This is a genomic window from Paenibacillus sp. N22P23, from assembly GCF_059383735.1.
The window spans coordinates 1,771,443-1,792,281 of record NZ_JBXENT010000001.1; the positions used below are offsets into that span (position 1 = coordinate 1,771,443).

Sequence of the window (20,839 nt, forward strand, 5' to 3'; positions counted from 1 at the left end):
CAGCAAAAGTCAACGGGAATCCGTTTTGTCCGCATATTGACTACAAATTGTCCATAGTCTACCCCTTGGGAAGCCTTAAGTTTAGACAAAAACGCGTACTCCCCTGCAAACCGTATGGCGATTTATGCTATAATAGCACTGTTAATCGGAGGAGGCTAATCATTTTATGAATCAAGACCGTCAACAGAAAACAAAAGGATACAGCAAATGGCGGACTTTTGGAATCGTGACGCTCGTAACCTTCAAATGGCTATTCATTTTCGGATTATTGATCGGATTGTTTGCCGGAGCTACCGTCGCTGGTTACGTCGCATCCTTCGTCAAGGATGAACCCGTACGCCCTCGCACTGATATTGAAACCAAAATGAATGAGAATGCCATAACCGGTTTTGTCTATTTCAACGATGGACAAACACCAGTCGGACAATTGCGTACACAAGAGGACCGTCGGCTTATAAAGCGAGCTGATATCCCCCCACAAGTCGTGAACGCCGTACTCGCTACGGAGGACAACAATTTCTACAAACATATCGGCGTTGATTTCAATGGTCTTGCACGCGCCGTAAAGCAGAAAATACTTAACGAAGAAACACAAACAGGCGGCAGTACGCTCACGCAGCAGCTAGCCCGCCGAGTGTTTCTCACCTTGGACAAGACGGATAGTCGGAAAGTAAAGGAGATTTTCCTCTCCATGCGGCTTGAGCGGTTTATGACCAAGGACGAAATTCTGACAGCTTACCTCAACAAGGTACAGTTCGGCACAGGAAACAGCGGCTATAATCTATATGGTATTAAAGCAGCAGCTAAAGGAATCTTCAACATTACGGACCTGAATCAGTTGAACATCGCACAATCTGCTTATTTGGCAGGATTGCCGCAGCGCCCGTCTGCCTATACGGCATTCACAAGCAAAGGCAAATTCAACGAATCCGGTTTCGCGCTTTCGATCGATCGACAACACATCGTGCTTAAGCGGATGCTTGAAACAGCCCGCATCAGCGCGGATCAATATGATGAAGCGCTAGCTTTCGATATTAAGGGCTCGCTGGCAAAGCCTACGGAGAAAGCGTACTCCACCTTCCCATACTTGATGCTCGAGGCAGAACGCCAAGGTGCAGAGATTTTGCTGATGCAGCAGGATCCCAACCTGACGATTGCCGATGTCCGCAAGAAGGAAAATGCTCCACTTATCGAAGAAGCGCGGGAGCGCCTGCTGCGCGGCGGTTATCACATCTACACGACAATCGACAAGCGCGTGTACAATGCGATGCATAAAGTAGGCACCAACCCGGAGAACTTCGATCCAGACAGCGAAGAGAAGGGGATGGAGCAGACGGCAGCCGTCATGCTCGATCATAAGACCGGTGCCATTCTGGGCATGTTGGAAGGCCGCGACTTCTACACCGAGCAGATGAATCATGCTACTCAAATGACAAGACAGCCTGGTTCTACGATGAAACCTATCGCTGCTTACTTGCCCGCCATTGAGAAAGGCTTAATTCAACCGGCAAGCGTGTTAGACGATGCGCCGATGGTGCTTAAAGACGGACAGAAGGGCTTCCACATTCCGATGAACTTTAATAAGAAGTTCTATGGACTCGTTACGGCACGTGAAGCGTTAAACCGCTCCTTGAACTTGCCGGCGCTTAAGCTGTTCAACCAAGTGGTGACGATTCCGGAAGCGTGGAAATTCGCAAGAAAGCTCGGCATTACTTCACTTAAACCAGAAGATGAATATGCGCAAACCGGTGTAATCGGCGGTCTGAGCATTGGTGTTTCTGTTGAAGAGCTTACGAATGCTTATGGTGCAATTGCGAATGACGGCGTATTTAACGATGCGTATATGATCAGCAAAATTACCGATGCCGATGGCGAGATTATCTATAAGCATGAAGCGAAGCCGCTTCGGGTTTTCTCCCAGCAAACCGCATTCCTTATGACAGATATGCTGAAAACGGTCATTTCGGATCCGAACGGTTCCGGCCATGCCGTTGCATCTAAGTTCAAAAATTACGGAAAAATCCCAGTCGTAGGTAAAACAGGATCCACACAAAGCTATGGCGATGTATGGTTTGAGGGTTTCACCCCTGATGTTACCCTTGGCGTGTGGGTCGGTTATGAGAAACAAGCTTACTCTTTATCGAAAGACGGAAGAAATCATGCGAAAAACATCTGGTCGCTTATTATGAATGAAGTGACGGATGAACGGCCTGAGTTATTCCCTACCAAGCAGTTCAGCATGCCATCGGGGATTGTCAAATCAACCGTTTCGAGCGTTAGCGGCAAGCTCCCTACCGAGCTTACCCGAAGCAACGGCAAGCTTGTGACCGATTGGTTCAACAGCAAGTTCCTGCCGAAGGATTCTGATGATGCGCTAGTCAAAATGGCCGTTATCTCGTTCAACGGAGTCAATTACATCCCGCAGCCTACAACACCTGCAGATATGATTAAGGAACTCACAGTCGTCAAACGCGAGAAACCGCTTGATGAGCTCATGCAGGAAATCGAGGCTGCACAAGCCAAATTGCCGGAAGACAGCCGCAGGCCGATGGACATGTACCTGCCGCCGGATGCTGGACAGGACGCCCCATCGATCGTCGATCCACGAGTTGAAGATGGTAAGGCTCCTTCTGCCCCACCTAAGGTACAGCTCGAAACCGTGAGCAAGTCAAATGCATATCGCGTCGTCTTTACGCCAGCACCTGAGAAGGATATTGTCGGCTACCGGTTGTACCGAGCTATCAATGACGGGCCTTTCACTTACACAGGCAGTCCGGTTATGACAGGTCAGGAAAGTCGTTTCGTCAATTATATCAACGGCTCGGCGACGTACAGCTATTACGTTACTTCCGTTGACGTCGCGGGCAGAGAATCTGCACCAAGTATCATTGTATCGTCTGGAAGCAGCAGCAATCCTCTTCCACCTACCCCTGATTTCACAGATCAAGGTGACGTTCAAGGTACAGGCGATGATACCGGCGGAATATTGCTTCCTGATCCGGGGACTACAAATACCGGAGATAGCGGCTTAGCCGCTCCGTCGGTCCCGATGAGTGTGAAGCTAGAAAGCACGGATATCGGAATAAAGCTCACTTGGTCTGATAACGCAACATCGGAGCAAGTGCTGCAGTACAATGTCTATTACAGCACATCCGAGAATGGCAGATATCGTAAAATCGGCTCGACGAATGAGGCCAGATTCGAATACGTCTCACCTATGTCCGCAGGCTATTTCCAAGTCAGCGCGGTCAATGAGACAGGCGAATCCAGCGCCTCCTCACCAGTCGGAATCAAATAATCGAAGAAAGCCGCCAAGCGCATCATTCCGATGCACTTGGCGGCTTTTGTTTACGCTCGAAGAAGCTTAGTCTTCAATTGTCGAAAGGTCACCTGTCGGGAGGTTAAGCTCCCATGCCTTCAATACGCGGCGCATGATCTTCCCGCTGCGCGTCTTCGGCAGTTTATCTTTGAACTCGATTTCGCGAGGCGCTGCATGAGCGGACAAGCCTTCTTTAACAAACTTGGCGATATCCGCCTTCAGTTCATCAGATGCTGTGTAACCTTCACGAAGAGCAACGAATGCTTTAATGATTTCGCCGCGCATCGGGTCCGGTTTACCAATAACACCGGCTTCGGCAACTGCCGGATGCTCAACGAGCTTGCTCTCAACCTCGAATGGCCCTACACGCTCACCTGCAGTATTGATCACATCATCAATACGGCCTTGGAACCAGAAGTAGCCATCTTCGTCTTGATAAGCGGAGTCACCGGAAATGTACCAGCCCTCAATACGGAAATACTCTTCATATTTCGCTGGGTTATTCCAAACTTTACGCATCATGGACGGCCAAGGTGTACGAATGGCCAAGTTACCCATGCGGTATGGCGGAAGCTCGTTCCCGCTGTCATCGATGATTGCAGCTTGAACGCCCGGAATCGGTTTCCCCATGGAACCTGGCTTAATATCCATGCTTGGATAGTTACAGATCAGTTGTGCGCCGGTTTCCGTCATCCACCACGTATCGTGAATACGTTGGTTGTAAACTTTAAGTCCCCAACGAACAACTTCCGGGTTAAGCGGCTCGCCGACACTCAGAACATGACGCAGGCTGGATAGGTCAAATTTCTGAACCACATCGTCCCCTGCCCCCATCAGCATGCGGAATGCCGTTGGAGCACTGTACCATACGGTGACGCCGTATTTCTGGATTGTCGAATACCAGTCCTGCGGGCTGAAACGTCCACCGCGAATGACATTGGCTGCACCGTTAAGCCATGGTGCGAAGATTCCGTATGAGGTTCCTGTAACCCAGCCCGGATCGGCTGTGCACCAATATACATCATCGGGCTTCAAATCCAGTACAACTTGTCCCGTAAAGTAGTGCTGAATCATCGCATTATGAACATGGAAAATACCTTTAGGTTTGCCTGTGGAGCCCGATGTATAGTGAAGCAGAAGGCCATCTTCACGATCAAGCCATTCAATCTCAGCTTCATCTGCTGCCTTCGCCATCTCTTCTTTAAAGTCAACGATGCCGTCCTCTGCCTCAGCGCCTTCACCATATACGATGATATGCTTCAAATCCGGCAATTCGCTGCGCGGAATTCGTGAGAGCAATGCAGGTGTCGTTACAATTGCAGTTGCACCGCTGTCAAGCAAGCGGTCTCTGACGGCCGTTTCCATAAACGCTTCGAATAGCGGCCCGACAACCGCACCGACTTTAAGGGAGCCAAGTAAACTGAAATAAAGCTCAGGTGTACGCGGCATGAAAATGAATACCCGCTCGCCTTTGCCAATTCCAAGTCCGCGAAGCACATTTGCAAATCGGTTCGATTGACTGGACAACTCTTGGAACGTATACGATTCGTCTCTATTGTTATCGCTATAGTAGAGTGCGATTTTGTCGCCTCGTCCCGCTGCTACGTGACGATCGATCGCTTCATAGGCCATATTGACCTTGCCCGTTTCAGACCATGAAAACTGTTGTTCGAGCTGTTCAAAACTAAAGTTACCATATGTTTCATCGTAGCTTGTCATGTTGGAGCCGGATGCCGTAGCCGGAATCCGTTCTTGATGCATGTTAGTCATTCTTTCATCATCCTCCTGCCCATTGTGCAACATTTTCTAGCGAGGTCGGCCTCCGTAACGGCTTCCTCTAACGAATACGCTTACATATTATATCACGCTGGGCTTCGTTCAACCATGCTTTTCAACCCGTCTTTTTTTTGCTATAAGTAGAATAGAACGCGAAAGGAGCCAACATCATTGGAACATCGCAAAAGGATGCAAGCGGAACGATTGCCTTATCATGATCGAGAAATCATCCTTGAAGGACCATTGCCCGCAGATGCACTGAAACGGCTTACGCTTCATCCGCAATTGGATGCATTTCGCAGACCGGTAGAACAAATGAAAGCACTTATAGAAATTGCTGAACTGCCGGAGGGTCGGATTATAGCCGCTCGCGATGGCGAAATTATAGTCGGGTATGTCACCTTCCACTATCCGGATGAGTTGGAACGGTGGTCCGAAGGCGGAATGATTGATTTAATCGAGCTTGGAGCGGTGGAAGTGTCCGATGATTATCGTTCGCTTGGACTTGGCAAACGGATGATTCGGCTTGCATTCTCGCAAGAACAGCTGGAGAACGTCATCGTGTATACGACAGAATATTATTGGCACTGGGATCTGGAAGGCACGAAGCTGAGTGTCTGGGAATACCGTGCCATGATGGAGAAGCTGATGAAATCGGTCGAAATGGAGTGGGTAGCGACCGATGACCCGGAAATATGCGCTCATCCCGCGAATTGTTTAATGGTCAGAATCGGTAAGGAAGTACCTATCAGCTCCATCGAGCAATTCGACCGTGTCCGTTTCAGGCAGCGGTTTATGTATTAGTGATGCTGCAGCAAGCGGCGGAAAGGAAGATCGGACGCATCATGGCGGATAAATCCGTATACATACATCATCCCGAGGCAGGACGGTATAAATTCAATAAAGACCACCCCTTCGACCCCATTCGCTTAACGCTTACGCATGATTTATTGGAATCAGTCGACGCGATTGAAGCCTCACATCGCATAGCTTCTGAGACAGCATCAGACGAGCTTCTCGCGCTTGTTCACCGGGCAGACTATATTGACGCCGTACGTGAGCTAAGCTGCGATACACCGGCTCCTGAAGCCGTTAAACGAGCAGCTCAGTACGGATTGGATTCGGAAGACACGCCTTACTTCCCTGGGATGCATGAAGCTGCTGCTGCAATCGTAGGCGGTTCTGTCCTTGCCGCTGATCTTGTGATGCGAGGAGAAGCTGATCATGCCTATCATATGGCTGGCGGGTTGCATCATGCATTTCCTGAGCGGGGGTCAGGCTTCTGCGTCTATAACGATGCAGCAATTGCGATCGCACATATTCGCAAGCAGTACGGCGCACGTGTCTTATATATCGATACGGACGTCCATCATGGCGACGGTGTACAGTGGACGTTCTATGCCGATCCCGATGTCTGCACCTATTCCATTCATGAGACCGGCAAGTTTCTATTTCCCGGAACCGGCTTTGTTCACGAACGTGGCATCGATGCAGGTTACGGAACGAGCATTAACGTTCCTGTAGATCCTTATACGGAAGATGAGTCTTGGCTTGCTTGCTTCAGTGAAACCGTTGCCAAAGTTGCTGAGGTGTTCAAACCGGATGTGATTGTCAGCCAGCATGGCTGCGATGCACACGCCTATGACCCCCTCTCGCATATCCACTGCAGCATGCGCATTTACCAAGCCATGCCTGCCATTATCCATCAATTGGCGCATACTTATGCGGCTGGCCGATGGATTGCGATCGGCGGCGGCGGCTACGACCTCTGGCGCGTCGTTCCACGAGCATGGGCGCTTGTCTGGCTGGAGATGTCAGATCACCCGCTAGCCGCCGTCCTGCGCGATTCTGAAGCGAATGAGCCGCTTCCAGCAGAATGGCTGGACAAATGGTCTAAGCTAAGCAGCGATCCATTGCCAACACATTGGCTGGACCATTTGAAGGATTGGCAGCCCATGCCTCGCAGACAAGAGATCGAAGCGCGCAATAAGGCAACCGCCGAGATCGCGCTTTCGCAGTTATAACAAAAAAGGCAGTTCCACTTGACCTCCCACACGCGAGCGCGGGAAATCATGCGGAACTGCCTTTTTATATCGCACCAATTACATGTGCTGAATCATTTCGTCAATAATGCGGTGTGAATTAACCGAAGCTTGAACCGTAAATTCGGCAAAGTTCACATGTGCAGAACCATCAGCTTTGTCGGACATGGAACGAATGACGACAAACGGAATGTTATTCATCACGCATACCTGCGCAAGTGAAGCACCTTCCATCTCTGTACATGCGCCGCCAAGCTCTTCGTGCAGCTTCAACACTTCAGCACGATCAGCGACAAACTGATCGCCGGAAAGCACTTTACCTTTCACACTGCGCCCTGGGAAAAGGGACTCGCATGCCTGGTTCGCAAGTTCGACGAGGTCAGCTGCGGCTTGAAACTCCCACACATCCTGAAACGGAATTTGACCGCGTGCGAATCCGAGCGGCGTACAATCCATATCATGCTGCAGACATGACGTCGAAACGACAATGTCTCCCACATTCAATGAAGGCTCAACAGCACCAGCAACACCTGTGAATAATACGCAATCAACACCTGCGTCAATAAGCAGCTGTGTACAAACGGCAGCATTCACTTTACCTACACCGGATTTGCAGAACACGACATGTCGGCCGTGCAGCATACCCTCTACATATTCAATCCCTGCTTTCACAAACGAGCCCGTCTTCTCGACGTGCTTATGCAGCAGTTCAATCTCTTCAACCATAGCACCCATGATGCCTATCTTGTTATACGAAGCTGTCATTATTTACTCCCTACCGACTGACGGTTCACAATTTCATGCGGAAGCACCACTCTAGGGTTCTCAACGGCTTCCTTCTTCATCAGCTTCGTCAGCAAGCGCATCGAAACAGCACCAATGTCATACATCGGCTGAGCGACTGCAGTAAGCTGCGGTCTAACCATGGATGCCATACGGCTGTTATCCACGCTAATGACTGAGATTTGATCCGGAACTTTGAGTCCGGCATCTTGGATGCAATGAATAGCACCGATTGCCATTTCATCCGTAGCGGAGAATACAGCTGTCGGAATGGTTTCCAGCTCCAAGAAATATTTCATCGCGTCAACACCGGATTCGTAGCGATAGTTACCGATTCGTACAAGAGTTTCATCGTAAGGCAAACCTGCTGTTTCCAGCGCACGTTTGTAGCCTTGGAAACGGGCATAGCCGTTCGATGGATCCTGTAATGTACCGCAAATCATCGCAATGCGGGTATGTCCACTCCGAATGAGCGTTTGAACCGCATCAAATGCAGCGCCTTCGTGATCGATATCAACCGAAGGAATCGTACCGTTCTCGTCCGTAGTTGCACAAAGCACGATCGGCACATTAGCTGTTTTGAACGCCTGCAAATGCTCGTCCGTTACAGCGCCGCCCATGAACAGCAAACCATCCACCTGCTTCTCAAGCAAGGTGTTGATGACGCGAATCTCTTTATCTTTCTTCTTATCGGCATTACACAAAATAATATTGTAGTGATACATATTAGCAATATCTTCGATGCCCCGTGCTACTTCGGCAAAGATTGCATTCGAAATATCCGGAATAACTACGCCTACGGTCGTTGTTTTCTTACTTGCCAGGCCGCGCGCTACAGCATTTGGACGATAGCCAAGACGTTCGATGGCTTCAAATACTTTCTTCCGTGTCTGAGGCTTGACGTTTGGATTGTTATTAACAACCCGCGACACTGTCGCCATGGAAACGCCTGCTTCTCTTGCTACATCATAAATGGTTACCGTCACAGTCCTTCTCTCCATTAGTTCAAATTTTTATCTCGCGCCGCATTACTTTACCGTAATGATACGACAAAATATTACTTTTCGCAATGAGTACCGAGATGCTCGTCTAATGTTGAGTAGGTAATGCGCCAGTGAGATGCATGCCAGGACACCTTGCCGTCGATCACTAATATAAGCTGAGGCGACTCATGTTTGAGGCTGAGTTTCTCTGAAATGACGTTTGAAAGCGGACGATTGTCCGGCACTAGAACCATCACAGGCCGAAGTGAAAGCGTTCTCGCATCTTCCAGCCAGTTTGATAATTCGTCATAAGCACCGCTGCTGATGGAGCAGCTAGTACTATGTTTAAACACTAGCAAAGGCTGTTGGAAAGAACCGTTGTACGCTTCTTCCCACTGCGCTTCGGTTGTTATCGGAGGGGGCAGGTTCATTCCCTCACTCCCTTCAGGTTCGGCTTCCGTACTGCAGCATGCTTCGGCTTAATTGAGCCAGCCGCTTATGTATTTCAGCAGTCCAAGCTTCGTCGCCTGCAGCTTGCGCCACAGCAAACAAATCCAGAAGCATATCGATCCTCTCTTCTGTCATGCGCCGCATGATAGCGGGGTCGGTCAGCTTACGATCGTGATAAGCCTCTACCAACAAATTTGCCCATTCATTCCATTCGTTAAACAAGAAGGTCTGTTTTACTGGATGAGCACCTAGTTTTCCGATCAATCCGGTCAAATCCGGCTTCACTTCCGGAAACACTTCGCTGCGATTGCACGACTTGCATGAGTAGATTGGAACATTATCGATTTCAACCTTATTCGAATAAATAACGGTACGCAGCTTCATTGGCATGTCGTCGCCGCAAGAACAGCGCTTTTGCAAAGTGGTCCACTCCTTCTCTTAAACAGCAGCAACACCTTGAAGTGTTCAATAGGTGCTGCTCGACGTTAAAGATATTCGACCATATGCGAAAAAAGTCCTGCTTCTAAGCGAGTTGTAATTTTTGCATCATTCGGATAAGACAACCAGTCTGCGCCACAGCTTACTGACAACCGGAAGTGCAACGACGACTACGGCAAGAGCTGCCCCGATTCCGTCATGTTGAAGATCCGCGATGTCAGGTGTCCGTCCGGAGACGAATGACTGATGATACTCGTCTGTAACGCCATACAGCATGCATAGGAGCACAATCACTACTTTGAAGGTCCACCGCTCTGCTCTTCGGGCAAATCCGAAATCAAATGCTAAAGCAAGCACAAAATATGCCATAAAATGTCCCCAGTCGAAGCTGGTCATCTGCGGAAACAGCTCTTGGAACCAAGGGAGAAACGTACTCAACTGATCGTTCGTTCTTGAGGAAAGCAGGAAAATGGTTGCCATGATGATTACTGCCGGGATGAAACGAAGCCATCCCTTCGTCGTTTGCTTCATACTATCACCTTCGTTACAATGGATAAGAGCTTGATGAATCTATTAAACGTAACACACTACGCTACTGCTAAAGGAGGAAGACAGGTGTCTTTACAAGGAAAAACGATTATTTGCCTGCTCGACGATGAGTTTGAGGATTTGGAGCTATGGTACCCCGTTTACCGTGTCCGTGAGGAAGGTGCTACCGTCCTGTTCGCAGGTCCTGAGAAAGGCCGCACTCATATTGGAAAATACGGCGTTCCTGCCACGGCTGACCTCTCCTTCGACGAAGTTGACGGAAGCACAATCGATGGTTTGCTTGTGCCCGGAGGCTGGGCACCGGACAAGCTCCGCCGCTACCCGAAGGTACTGCAGCTTGTGAAAGAAATGGATGCTGCGCAGAAGCCGATCGGCCAGATCTGCCACGCCGGCTGGGTGCTTATCTCCGCGAAGATTCTGCAAGGCCGCAAAGTGACATCCACGCCTGGCATTCGCGATGACATGGAGAATGCCGGCGCGACATGGATTGATGAGCCGGTTGTTGTAGACGGCCACATCGTATCATCGCGTCGTCCGCCGGATCTGCCGCCTTACGCGAAAGCATTCGTTGACGCGCTTCGCGGCAACTAAGGCAAGCACGCTTTGAACCATCAGTCCGTCGCCGTCCAGTCATGGAAGACGCGGAAGAAGGGCGGCAACCCATGGGTTGCCGCCCTTCTCTACGTTCGAGATTAAACCAGCTTCGTCACGGTTGACCGTTCACGAGCAGCTGCGATAGGCGCATCCTGAGTAACGGCCAGCAGCTCGTGAATTTGAGCGCTCGTTCTGCAGCGGAGCAGTTCATCGAACAATTCACGGCATTCCTGTTGTTTCAAGGTGAGCAGTCGCTCTTTAACAGGCAGTATCGCATGTGCGGACATGCTCAGCTCGTCGACGTCAAGCGCGATCCAGATCGGCAGCGCATGCAGGTCGCCGGCCATTTCGCCGCAGACACCTACGTGGATGCCGCTTCGCTTGGCCGCTTCGATCGTTAGCTTCAGCATTCGCAGCACTGCCGGGTGAAAAGGCTCGTAGAGATGTGAAATTTGTTCATTCATCCGATCGACTGCCAGCGTAAACTGCACCAAATCGTTAGTGCCGATGCTGAAGAAGTCGACTTCTTCTGCGAGAATATCTGCGATGAGCACGGCAGCGGGAAGTTCGATCATAATACCGACTTCGATATTTTCATTAAAGCCGATCCCTTCCGCTTGTAATTCCGTCTTGCACTCTTCCAGTAAGTCATTTGCTGCTCTCACCTCTTCAACCGATGAGATAAGCGGATACATGATCTTCACGTTTCCATAATGACTTGCCCGCAGGATCGCTCTTAATTGGGTTTTGAACAGATCCTTCTTGTCGAGACAGATCCGAATGGCCCGGTAGCCCAGAAACGGATTACTCTCTTCAGGCAGTTCGAAATAATCAAGCTGCTTGTCGCCGCCGATATCCAGCGTACGAATAATTAGCGGCTTATGATCCAGCTTCTCGGCTACCGAGCGATATACGTCGTACTGCTCTTCTTCCCTCGGAAGTCGGTTGCGGTCCATATAGAGAAACTCCGTCCGAAACAGCCCTACGCCATTCGTTCCACTGCTTAATGCGACATCCAGCTCCTTCAAAGAGCTGATATTGGCACTGAGCTCGAATTCCTTCCCGTCCTGTGTGACCGGCTTTACGCTGACAATCCGTTTGAGCTGCTGCTTCTTCTCTCGTTGACGAAGCTGCATGCCTGTATAATGATCGACAAGCGATTCCTCGGGATGCATATGAACAACGCCGAGGTCTCCATCGATAATGAGCAAATCGCCTGTTTGGATCGTCTCTTCAAGCTTGGATTCAATGCCCACTACAAGCGGAACACCAAGCGCCCTTGCCATAATAGAGGAATGCGAGGTCGTGCTTCCTGCCAGCGTTGCAATGCCAAGCACGTGATTAGGGTTCAAATGGGCCAGCTGCGACGGTGAGAGTTCTCTGGCGATGAGCAGGAAAGGCTGCGTATCGGAAGGAAGTGTAATTTCCGGTGCGCCAAGCAGATGCTTGAGCAGTCGGTTCCCTACGTCCTTGATATCCAGCGCGCGTTCTTTCATATACTCGTCATCCAATAGATCGAACATCGTTACAAAATGGTCAATGGCCTCTTTCACTGCCACTTCCGCTGCTTTATATTGACGCTGAATGATGCCTTGGATCTCGTTCATAAAGACCGGATCATCCAATATCGCCAGATGGGCATCGAATATGCTCGTTTCCTCAGGTCCGACAACCTCGCGAAGCTCATCCTTCAAATGCTCGATTTCGACCTTCGAGGTGCGAATGCCCTCATATAATCGATCAAACTCGCGCGCCAGATCGGCGACATCGATTTTCTGCTCCGGCAAATCCCATTCCCAGTTCGGCAGTACAAACGCTTTGCCGATTGCAATGCCGGATGATGCTCCTATTCCTTGAATCACGCTGTTTCCCCTCCACCGCTTCTCTCTTTTAGCACAACTGACATGACGGAAGCCTGACCCTTTTTAACCCCTTTAAACGGAGCAAAGCTCCAAGAACTGACCAAATCGGAGTTCGTAATCACCATCGGTGTTGCGAGCGACTTGCTCTCTTTGCGTATTTTCTGCATATCAAAGGTAATGAGCAATTGACCCGGTTTCACTTGATCTCCTTCTTGGACGACAGCATGGAAGCCATGTCCTTTCATCTGGGAGGTATCGATGCCAATGTGCAGCAGCACCTCAAGCCCTTCCGGTGTGCGAATGCCAATGGCATGCATGGAAGGATACACATGAATGACTTTCCCTTGAACCGGAGAGACGAGTTCCCCTTTATCCGGCATGAACGCAACGCCGTCACCAACAAGCTTCCCAGCAAAAATCGGGTCCGGCACATCGGAGAGCGGCAGCATACGTCCCTGAACGGGGGAACAAAACAGAACCCTAGATATATCCCTTCGTATCGCTTTGTCCATTTCCTCCCGTATCAGTTCGGAATAGGTACCGAATACGATCTGGACATTGCCTCCGCCAAGTCGGATGACACCTGCTGCACCTAAATGTTTGAGTGCATTGATGTCGATCAGCTTATCGCTGGATACCTTCAACCGAAGACGGGTGATGCAAGCTTCCATTTGAACGATATTTTCTTTTCCGCCGATGGCTTGCAGGATGAGCGGTGCACGATAAGGGATATCCCCTGCCCACTCGTCAAGCTGTGATCCTTCTTCCCGCCCAGGGGTTGGAATTTGAAAGCGCTGAATCGCCCATCGAAATAAGAAATAGTAGAGTAAGCCGAACAAAATTCCGATTGGGATGAGCAGCCAGCCCCTGGTTGCTAGATGCTCATTAATGAGGAAGTCGATCGCTCCTGCTGAGAATGAGAAGCCATGCCTGATGCCAAGCTCGTATGTAAACCACATCATCGCACCTGAGAGAAGCGCATGGACGACGAATAGATAGGGTGCTACAAACAAAAACGCAAACTCAATCGGCTCAGTCACACCGGTTAGAAATGAAGCAAGCGCCGCAGTGGTAAACGTTTTGCGGATTTTCGGTTTCAAATCCTCACGCGCTTCATGAATAATAGCAAATGCGATGGCTGGCAAAGCAAACATCATCGTCGGATATAAACCGGCCATAAATCCCCCAGCCGTAGGATCACCGGCGAAGAAACGGGGCAAATCCCCGAAAACAACGGTACCCTCAGGGGTGCTGTAGCCCCCGACTTGAAACCAGAAGACGTGGCTGACCAAATGATGCAGCCCGAACACAACCAGAATGCGAAGCACGAAGCCAAACAGGAACACGCCGAAGCCGCCGCCGGAATCAATAATTTCGCCAATCTCGATTAAAGCGCTATGAATATAAGGTGCGAGCTGCACCATGACGATGGCCCATATGGTTGAGAACACACTCACAATGAGCGGAATAAACCGCGGCCCGCCAAAGAACTGTATGTATTCCGGAAATTTAATGGACTTGAATCGTTCATTAAATATACTGGTCACAATCCCGATTATTACACCTGTAAACACGGTTGGTTCCAGCTCATAATGACTCGCATTAATGATACTTGTATAAATAAACATGCCTGCAATGGCCGCCAAACCTGCCGCGCCTGCATTGCTCGTCATCCCCATTGCGATGCCAAATGCAAATAAATAGGGCAGAAACGTAAACAGCGTATCCCCTGCGGTTTGCAGATGAGTATGGATGCTGGGAAGTCCCATTGCCTCCCATGGCAAAGCGCTCAAACTTAGGAATATGGCTGCGCCGGGCAGCACGATCGTCGGAAGCATGAACGAACGGCCAAGCTGCTGCAGTTGCCCCATTATGTTCATAGGTTCCCCCCTCTCTTGAATGTGACATTTTCCGAAAAACCTCTACTCCTGATCGTAAGGGTTGCAACCGTCTTTGTCAAAATAAAACGGCAGACCCAGTGGTCCGCCGCTTCTTCTATTATGAGCCGAAAAATTATCCTTTGGACTTCCCTTGCGGCAGCAAGATGGAGTCTTCTACCTTGATGCAGCGGTCCATAATGACCTGCAAACCACCGCTCTCCGCGATTTGCGCCGCTTCATCGTTCGCGATGCCGAGCTGCAGCCATAAGGTCTTCGCCCCGATCGCCACCGCTTCTTCTGCGACTGGAGGCGTATGCTCGCTGCGACGGAAGACGTTGACGACGTCAACCGGAAACGGAATATCCTTTAGCGAAGGGTAATTCTTCTCGCCGAGAATCGTATCCGCCCCTGCAGGATTAACGGGAATGATTCGGTATCCTTTCGCTTGCATCGCTTCCGAAACCATATAAGAGGTACGGTCCGGTTTGTCGGATAAACCGACTACCGCGATAATTGAGCTTGCTTCGAGAATCCCTTTAATTTCATCTCTTGAAGGATTAGTAAAGGCCATGTGAATACCTTCCCTTCTAACATTCGTTTTTTCTTACCTTAGACTGCCAATTTCCTACTCAATCCATTCGACATTCGCGCCGAGTGCCTTCAAATGATCGAAGAAGATCGGGTAGGACTTCGCCACATGATGGGCGTCACGGATGCGAAGCGGCTGTTTGGCACGAAGACCAACGACTGTAAGAGCCATAATAACCCGATGATCGTAATGCGCGTTGATTTCTACGCCGCCTTCGACGCCTTCCGGACGACCGTGAACGATAATTTCGCTCTGACGCTCTTCCACGTTTGCGCCTGCTTTGCGCAGCTCATTCAAGTAATCCGTGATGCGGTCGCACTCTTTGTAGCGCAGATTCTCGACATCATAGAAACGAGATGTTCCCTCTGCGAATACCGCAGCAGCAACCATGGCAAGTACGGCATCTGTCGCTTTATCGCCATCGAACTCAACGGCCTTCAGCTTGCCGTTCCCTTTCACATGAACGATACCATTCTCGTGTGTAAGCGGTACTTCCATCATACGCAGCACATCCACGATCGCGCGTTCGCCTTGCTTGCTGTTCTCTTCCAAACGATGCAAGATGACATCGGATTGCGTAACCGCAGCAGCGGCAAGTACAGCGGCAGAACCGGGATAGTCGCCTTGTACGATGTATTTCTTCGCTTCATAACGTTGACCGCCTGCGATGCGATAGTGCATGAGGTCGTCGCTTGCTTCAATCACGATGCCTGCTTGTGCAAGAACTTCAAGGGTTTGTCCCACGACAACCTTGGATTTAAGGTCATGCAGCACTTCGATCTCGCTGTCTTCCTCAAGCAGCGGCGTCAAGAACAGCAATGCACTCAAGAACTGCGAGCTCACATTGCCGGAAACTTGAATCTTGCCGCCTTTGGCAGCGCCACCGCGAATCGTGATTGGCAATCTGCCATTATTATGTTGAACATCCACTCCGATTTGGCCAAGAGCGTCGATAAGATCATCATGGGGACGTTTGCCGAGTGAATCCGGGTACCGGTTGATGAACGTAACATCAGGCGCAAGCGCAGCAATCGCCATAAGGAATCGAAGCACAGCTCCTGCATTGCCTACATCAAGCTCTTTAACGTCCTTGGGATTGCGACCAAAGCCTGTAATCGTAATTTTCTCGTCATCTTCTTCAATAACTGCGCCAAGATCGCGAATACAACGGCGCATCGCATCGCTGTCCTCACTATGTGCAGGGTAATAAATCGTGCTGGTGCCTTCTGCCAGAGCGGCAACAAGCAGGTAACGCGTCGTGTAGTTCTTGGAAGATAGCGCTTGAAGCTCGCCTTGCAGCTTCGGTGTCGGGGTTACGAGTACATCCATCTTTAGTCGGTCTCCTTTATATGTAAGTGTTAGAAACGCATCTTGATGCCGTGCTCAATTTGCTCTACAACCTGATGTACGCTGAGATTCGTCGTATCGATCGTCAAATGTGCAAAGTCATACGCATGTTTCCGATCTTCGAGCAGTTTAAATACGCGTTCGCGCAGATCGCCTTGCAACAGCGGACGCGCAGTATCTTCGCTGACGCGGGCAATAATTTGTTCCGGATGGGCGGATAAAGCGACTACAAAGCTATCTTGAAGCATCATGGTACGGTTTCGCTCCGATAAGACGGCTCCGCCGCCTGTTGCGATCACAAGAGGCTCCGATCTTTCAAGTACATCTGCCAGAGCAGCTGTCTCCGCAAGCCTGAAGTCCACCTCACCGCGAGCTGCGAAAATGTCCGCAATCGCCTGGCCTTCACGCCGCACAATTTCGGCATCAATATCGGCAGTACCGCATTTCAGATGGGCTGCTAATTGTTTGCTGACCGTGGACTTACCGGTTCCCATAAATCCGATGAGTACGACATGATGAAGCGACTTTTCCTTATGCATCGAAAAAACACCATCCCAACCTTTACGTTAACAAAAAAACATTTTCCCGTGATTATATCATTATTACTGATTAACGGGTATAAAAAATTGGTTTCTTCCGTAGAGTTGATAGTACCGATGCCCACAAATCCATGAAGGAGTGACCTCGATATGGCTCCAATCCCCGAGCCCTTCTCCGTCCAGTACCGTGTGGACAGGATCTTCAATCCGGATTATCCGCTTTCCCGTGAAGATGTGCTATGGACCTTAGAGTATATGAAAAAGAAAATGGCTGACGAAGCACCTGAATTACTCAGTCTCCCTCAGCCACTCTTATTAAAAAAATTTCAAAGCTTTGCAGAAGCTTCGTTGTTCCTGCTCAAGCAGCAACGCAGCGGCTGCGGCCAAGAGTCCGACCGACTACGAAGCTGCCTGCAGGATGTTATATCGGGTCTTACGATTGAATCCAATTAAAGTGGAATGAACCTTCTTTGTCCACACGCTTGAACGTGTGTGCGCCGAAGTAGTCGCGCTGCGCTTGCAGCAGGTTCGCAGGCAAACGCTCTGTGCGATAGCTGTCGTAGTACGACAGTGCACTGGAGAATGCCGGTACCGGAATACCTTGCGTTACCGCAGTTGCGATTACTTCACGCCATGCACCTTGGTACGATTCCACGATTTCTTGGAAGTGGCCGTCAAGAAGCAGGTTAGTCAAACCTGGGTTTTTGTCATACGCATCTTTGATGTTCTGCAGGAAGCCGGCACGGATGATGCAGCCGCCGCGGAAAATCATCGCGATATCGCCGTAACGCAGGTTCCAGCCATACTCGTCGCTAGCTGCGCGCATTTGTGCGAAGCCTTGCGCATATGAGCAAATTTTACTTGCGAACAATGCTTTGCGAACTGCTTCTATGAAAGCAGCCTTGTCACCTTGGTAAGGAGCCGATTGTGGTCCTTTCAGCAATTTGCTTGCTGCGACGCGCTCGTCTTTAAGGGCAGACAAGAAACGGGAGAAGACGGATTCTGTAATGATGGAAAGCGGCACGCCAAGATCAAGCGCGCTTTGGCTTGTCCATTTACCAGTACCCTTCTGGCCAGCGGAGTCAAGGATAACATCAACCATCGGCTGTTTGGTTTCCGGATCGTATTTGGAGAAAATATCAGCTGTAATTTCGATTAGGTAGCTGTCAAGCTCACCTTTGTTCCACTCGGTGAAGATCGATTGCAATTCTTCTGTGCTTACGCCCAGAACGCGTTTGAGCAAGTCATACGCTTCGCAGATCAATTGCATATCGCCATACTCGATACCGTTATGCACCATTTTCACGTAGTGGCCGGCACCGTCTGGTCCGATGTATGTGCAGCAAGCGTCGCCGCCGACTTTCGCGGAAATCGCTGTAAGAATGGGCTCAACAAGTTTATAAGCAGACTCTTGACCGCCAGGCATGATGGACGGTCCTTTCAGTGCGCCTTCTTCACCGCCGGAAACGCCTGTGCCGATGAAACGAAGACCGCGTGCTTCAAGTGCTTTGCTGCGGCGCTGTGTATCTGGGAAATAAGCGTTGCCGCCATCAATAATAATATCGCCTTGATCTAGAAGCGGAACTAGTGCATCAATCGTTGCATCTGTACCTGCGCCAGCTTGGACCATGATAAGAATTTTGCGAGGTACTTCAAGCGATGCTACAAACTCCTCGACAGTATATGTACCGACAAGGTTTTTGCCAGCCGATTCATTCAAGAGATCGTCTGTTTTCTCACGGGAACGGTTATAGACCGATACCGTAAATCCTCTGCTCTCAATATTAAGTGCAAGGTTCTTACCCATAACGGCAAGACCGATAACGCCGATTTGCTGCTTAGACATTTGATTCTCCACACCTTTTCTCTGTTATAGTAATGACACAGTACGGCGAAGCATGAACCTTCGCTTGCGAATACAATACACATATTTTACTCCTTTTGAACAGGAATGAAAACCTTCTTCTCCAGAAAAATGTCGATTCCCCCCATATCTTGCCGCACAAACAAAATAAACCCCCGGTTTGCAAGCATCCCGGAGGTTTATTTTCTATCTTTAATCTCGGTTATTTCAAAGCTCAAGCTGTATCATCTCAGTTCTAAGGGATTGCAGTCTTTCCTTCGACTGCGTGATGTCTGCGTCTCGCTCTTCCGTAATCGCTTCATGGAGGACCGAAAGCTCATAATCAAGCTCATACCGTAGCACTGACGCTCGCTCCTCAGCCCTTTTCGACTGAAACGCCTGAATGACTTCCTCTACCGTAACAAAAGGTTTCTTCTGATAGATGATGCGATGTTCCATGCCGGACACCTCCACAAGTCGGATGATTTCACCAAACATAATGCTCTCAATGACGATTTGCCTGTCTTTGAACCGTTTGACAACTGCATGACCGCGGGAATCGTTAATCAGTTTCTCCAATAAATCCGACAGCTTCTCATCTTTAATCAGATAATCACCGACAATTTTGTAACGGTTGCGGACACGTTGAAACCGGAGCTTCACAAGCTTGCGCCCGCTGCGTACTGAGATGAGAAAATAAACGTCCGTTTCGCTCCAATAAAGCGAATATCCCTCCTGGATCAAATCCCGAATGAGATTTTGGATTTGCCGCCTGTCGAAACGCAGCTCCAAATTGCAGTATTCAACTTCATAACTTTTGTTCATCGGCAATCCCTCCCTCCGTTTGGCTTCATTGACGAAATGTTCTGAATATTCTCTCATATGATTATCTTATACTCCATCTTATGTTCTGGCAACTTGGATTATTGACTATTTTTCGCCTTTTCGAGCCCAATTGGACAAACAAACTTTTTCGCGCAAAAAAGCTGCCCCAGACTTAGTAACTAAGTCGCTGTGACAGCCCGCTTTGTACAATTATTCCACCTATTTCTAGATCAGACAAACCATTGTTTCAGAATAATTCCGAACGAAATGGCACTGACAGCCGCTCCAGCGAAGCTGTACACACCGGCGCGAATACGCTGCTCGAACATCTTCACGATGCCAAAACTCAGCAATCCAAATATCAGCATAATAAACACCGCGCCTGTAATAAACAAGGCTGCAGATATAGCACTAACGTCAACCAGAGTCACGAATAACACTCCCTATGCAAGTCTTTATTTGCATTATAGCCAAGCCTGTGACGTATAGCCAGCAGGGGAACATAGGAAGTTCAAACAAATTCGTGACATTTCTATTGGAAAAGGGCTGCTTTACAACCCTTGAATCGTTGCAGTATGCGTGCGTTTGCTGGATGGACGCTTACGGAGCTTGATCTTGAGTGCCGCGCCATCATAGACGGCATGGCATGTCTTTGGCAGCACCAGCTTCGGCAGTTTAATGCTTTCATCATTCTTGCCGGCCATACCGCTTAGCTTCACGCGATCCTCCTTCACGACCAGGCGGACAGCCGAAAGGTCAGCAGATTCGCCGAGCGGATACGTAATGATGACATATCTCTTGGTTTCTACAATATTAGATGAAGTAGGATTCAGTGCCGAGGTTGCTGCCGGCAGTGCTTTGTTCATCATGCCGCGAACGTAGTTCTCGATCCAATCGGACTGACGGAAGATGTCGAAGCCTTTAGGCAGCTGCTGCCCCTCCATCCAATCCTCTAATTCTTCCCACTTCGATTTCGTTGACATGCAAACACACCTCCGCCTAATGGCGTTATAGCATTTA

General features: G+C 49.6%; 20 protein-coding genes. 5 read left to right on the forward strand and 15 right to left on the reverse strand.

The genetic code is table 11. The features are described 5' to 3' along the window. The first annotated feature begins 166 nt into the window (after positions 1–166). Positions 167–3,298, forward strand: a complete 3,132-nt coding sequence (locus tag AC506A_RS08345; RefSeq protein WP_495460480.1) for a transglycosylase domain-containing protein — start codon at positions 167–169, stop codon at positions 3,296–3,298. 66 nt (positions 3,299–3,364) lie between these two features. On the opposite strand, the gene acsA is transcribed toward AC506A_RS08345, so the two are convergent. Then, positions 3,365–5,089, reverse strand: a complete 1,725-nt coding sequence (gene acsA, locus AC506A_RS08350; RefSeq protein WP_495460481.1) for an acetate--CoA ligase — start codon at positions 5,087–5,089, stop codon at positions 3,365–3,367. Between the two features lie 177 nt (positions 5,090–5,266). Here acsA and AC506A_RS08355 point away from each other — a divergent pair, with 177 nt between their 5' ends. Together AC506A_RS08355 and AC506A_RS08360 are read left to right on the forward strand one after the other, a co-directional pair. Further along, positions 5,267–5,899, forward strand: a complete 633-nt coding sequence (locus AC506A_RS08355; RefSeq protein WP_495460482.1) for a GNAT family N-acetyltransferase — start codon at positions 5,267–5,269, stop codon at positions 5,897–5,899. Positions 5,900–5,940: 41 nt separating this feature from the next. After that, the gene (locus AC506A_RS08360) at positions 5,941–7,119 is read left to right on the forward strand and encodes an acetoin utilization protein AcuC (RefSeq protein WP_495461001.1); all 1,179 of its coding nucleotides are present in this window, start codon (positions 5,941–5,943) and stop codon (positions 7,117–7,119) included. Positions 7,120–7,197: 78 nt separating this feature from the next. On the opposite strand, the gene AC506A_RS08365 is transcribed toward AC506A_RS08360, so the two are convergent. The 5 genes from AC506A_RS08365 to AC506A_RS08385 form a co-directional block, all read right to left on the reverse strand. After that, positions 7,198–7,902 (reverse strand): 5'-methylthioadenosine/adenosylhomocysteine nucleosidase, encoded by a 705-nt coding sequence (locus AC506A_RS08365; protein WP_495460483.1) that lies wholly within the window; start codon positions 7,900–7,902, stop codon positions 7,198–7,200. Continuing rightward, on the reverse strand, positions 7,902–8,906 hold the full coding sequence (ccpA, locus tag AC506A_RS08370; RefSeq protein WP_495460484.1) for a catabolite control protein A: 1,005 nt from the start codon (positions 8,904–8,906) through the stop codon (positions 7,902–7,904). Before ccpA ends, AC506A_RS08365 begins: the two co-directional genes overlap by 1 nt. A 71-nt stretch (positions 8,907–8,977) precedes the next feature. Next, positions 8,978–9,334 (reverse strand): bacillithiol system redox-active protein YtxJ, encoded by a 357-nt coding sequence (gene ytxJ, locus AC506A_RS08375; protein WP_495460485.1) that lies wholly within the window; start codon positions 9,332–9,334, stop codon positions 8,978–8,980. A 13-nt stretch (positions 9,335–9,347) separates the two neighbouring features. Continuing rightward, on the reverse strand, positions 9,348–9,773 hold the full coding sequence (locus AC506A_RS08380) for a hypothetical protein (RefSeq protein WP_495460486.1): 426 nt from the start codon (positions 9,771–9,773) through the stop codon (positions 9,348–9,350). 126 nt (positions 9,774–9,899) lie between these two features. Further along, positions 9,900–10,322 (reverse strand): VanZ family protein, encoded by a 423-nt coding sequence (locus AC506A_RS08385; RefSeq protein WP_495460487.1) that lies wholly within the window; start codon positions 10,320–10,322, stop codon positions 9,900–9,902. 84 nt (positions 10,323–10,406) lie between these two features. Here AC506A_RS08385 and AC506A_RS08390 point away from each other — a divergent pair, with 84 nt between their 5' ends. Next, complete coding sequence (locus AC506A_RS08390) at positions 10,407–10,931, forward strand: type 1 glutamine amidotransferase domain-containing protein (RefSeq protein WP_495460488.1); 525 nt, start codon at positions 10,407–10,409, stop codon at positions 10,929–10,931. A 101-nt stretch (positions 10,932–11,032) separates the two neighbouring features. Here AC506A_RS08390 and ptsP read toward each other — a convergent pair whose 3' ends face one another. The 5 genes from ptsP to AC506A_RS08415 form a co-directional block, all read right to left on the reverse strand. Then, positions 11,033–12,796, reverse strand: coding sequence for a phosphoenolpyruvate--protein phosphotransferase (ptsP, locus tag AC506A_RS08395; RefSeq protein WP_495460489.1), 1,764 nt, complete (start codon positions 12,794–12,796; stop codon positions 11,033–11,035). After that, positions 12,793–14,676 (reverse strand): glucose PTS transporter subunit IIA, encoded by a 1,884-nt coding sequence (locus AC506A_RS08400; protein WP_495460490.1) that lies wholly within the window; start codon positions 14,674–14,676, stop codon positions 12,793–12,795. Before AC506A_RS08400 ends, ptsP begins: the two co-directional genes overlap by 4 nt. 133 nt (positions 14,677–14,809) lie before the next feature. Continuing rightward, complete coding sequence (locus AC506A_RS08405) at positions 14,810–15,247, reverse strand: CoA-binding protein (protein WP_495460491.1); 438 nt, start codon at positions 15,245–15,247, stop codon at positions 14,810–14,812. A gap of 54 nt (positions 15,248–15,301) precedes the next feature. Beyond that, positions 15,302–16,594, reverse strand: coding sequence for a 3-phosphoshikimate 1-carboxyvinyltransferase (gene aroA, locus AC506A_RS08410; protein ID WP_495460492.1), 1,293 nt, complete (start codon positions 16,592–16,594; stop codon positions 15,302–15,304). Between the two features lie 29 nt (positions 16,595–16,623). Next, on the reverse strand, positions 16,624–17,151 hold the full coding sequence (locus tag AC506A_RS08415; RefSeq protein WP_495460493.1) for a shikimate kinase: 528 nt from the start codon (positions 17,149–17,151) through the stop codon (positions 16,624–16,626). A gap of 150 nt (positions 17,152–17,301) precedes the next feature. Here AC506A_RS08415 and AC506A_RS08420 point away from each other — a divergent pair, with 150 nt between their 5' ends. After that, entirely contained in the window at positions 17,302–17,604 is a 303-nt protein-coding gene (locus tag AC506A_RS08420) for a hypothetical protein (RefSeq protein WP_495460494.1), read from the forward strand. Here AC506A_RS08420 and gnd read toward each other — a convergent pair. From gnd to AC506A_RS08440, 4 genes are all read right to left on the reverse strand, one after another. Then, positions 17,585–18,997: an NADP-dependent phosphogluconate dehydrogenase gene (gnd, locus tag AC506A_RS08425; RefSeq protein WP_495460495.1), complete on the reverse strand. Its 1,413-nt coding sequence runs from the start codon at positions 18,995–18,997 to the stop codon at positions 17,585–17,587. The genes AC506A_RS08420 and gnd overlap by 20 nt on opposite strands. A gap of 225 nt (positions 18,998–19,222) precedes the next feature. Then, complete coding sequence (locus tag AC506A_RS08430) at positions 19,223–19,819, reverse strand: YkzI domain-containing protein (protein WP_495460496.1); 597 nt, start codon at positions 19,817–19,819, stop codon at positions 19,223–19,225. 230 nt (positions 19,820–20,049) lie between these two features. Next, positions 20,050–20,250: a hypothetical protein gene (locus AC506A_RS08435; protein WP_495460497.1), complete on the reverse strand. Its 201-nt coding sequence runs from the start codon at positions 20,248–20,250 to the stop codon at positions 20,050–20,052. A 120-nt stretch (positions 20,251–20,370) separates the two neighbouring features. Then, positions 20,371–20,802 carry a hypothetical protein gene (locus tag AC506A_RS08440; protein ID WP_495460498.1) on the reverse strand — a complete coding sequence of 144 codons (432 nt, stop codon included), beginning with the start codon at positions 20,800–20,802 and terminating at the stop codon, positions 20,371–20,373. Positions 20,803–20,839 lie beyond the last annotated feature (37 nt).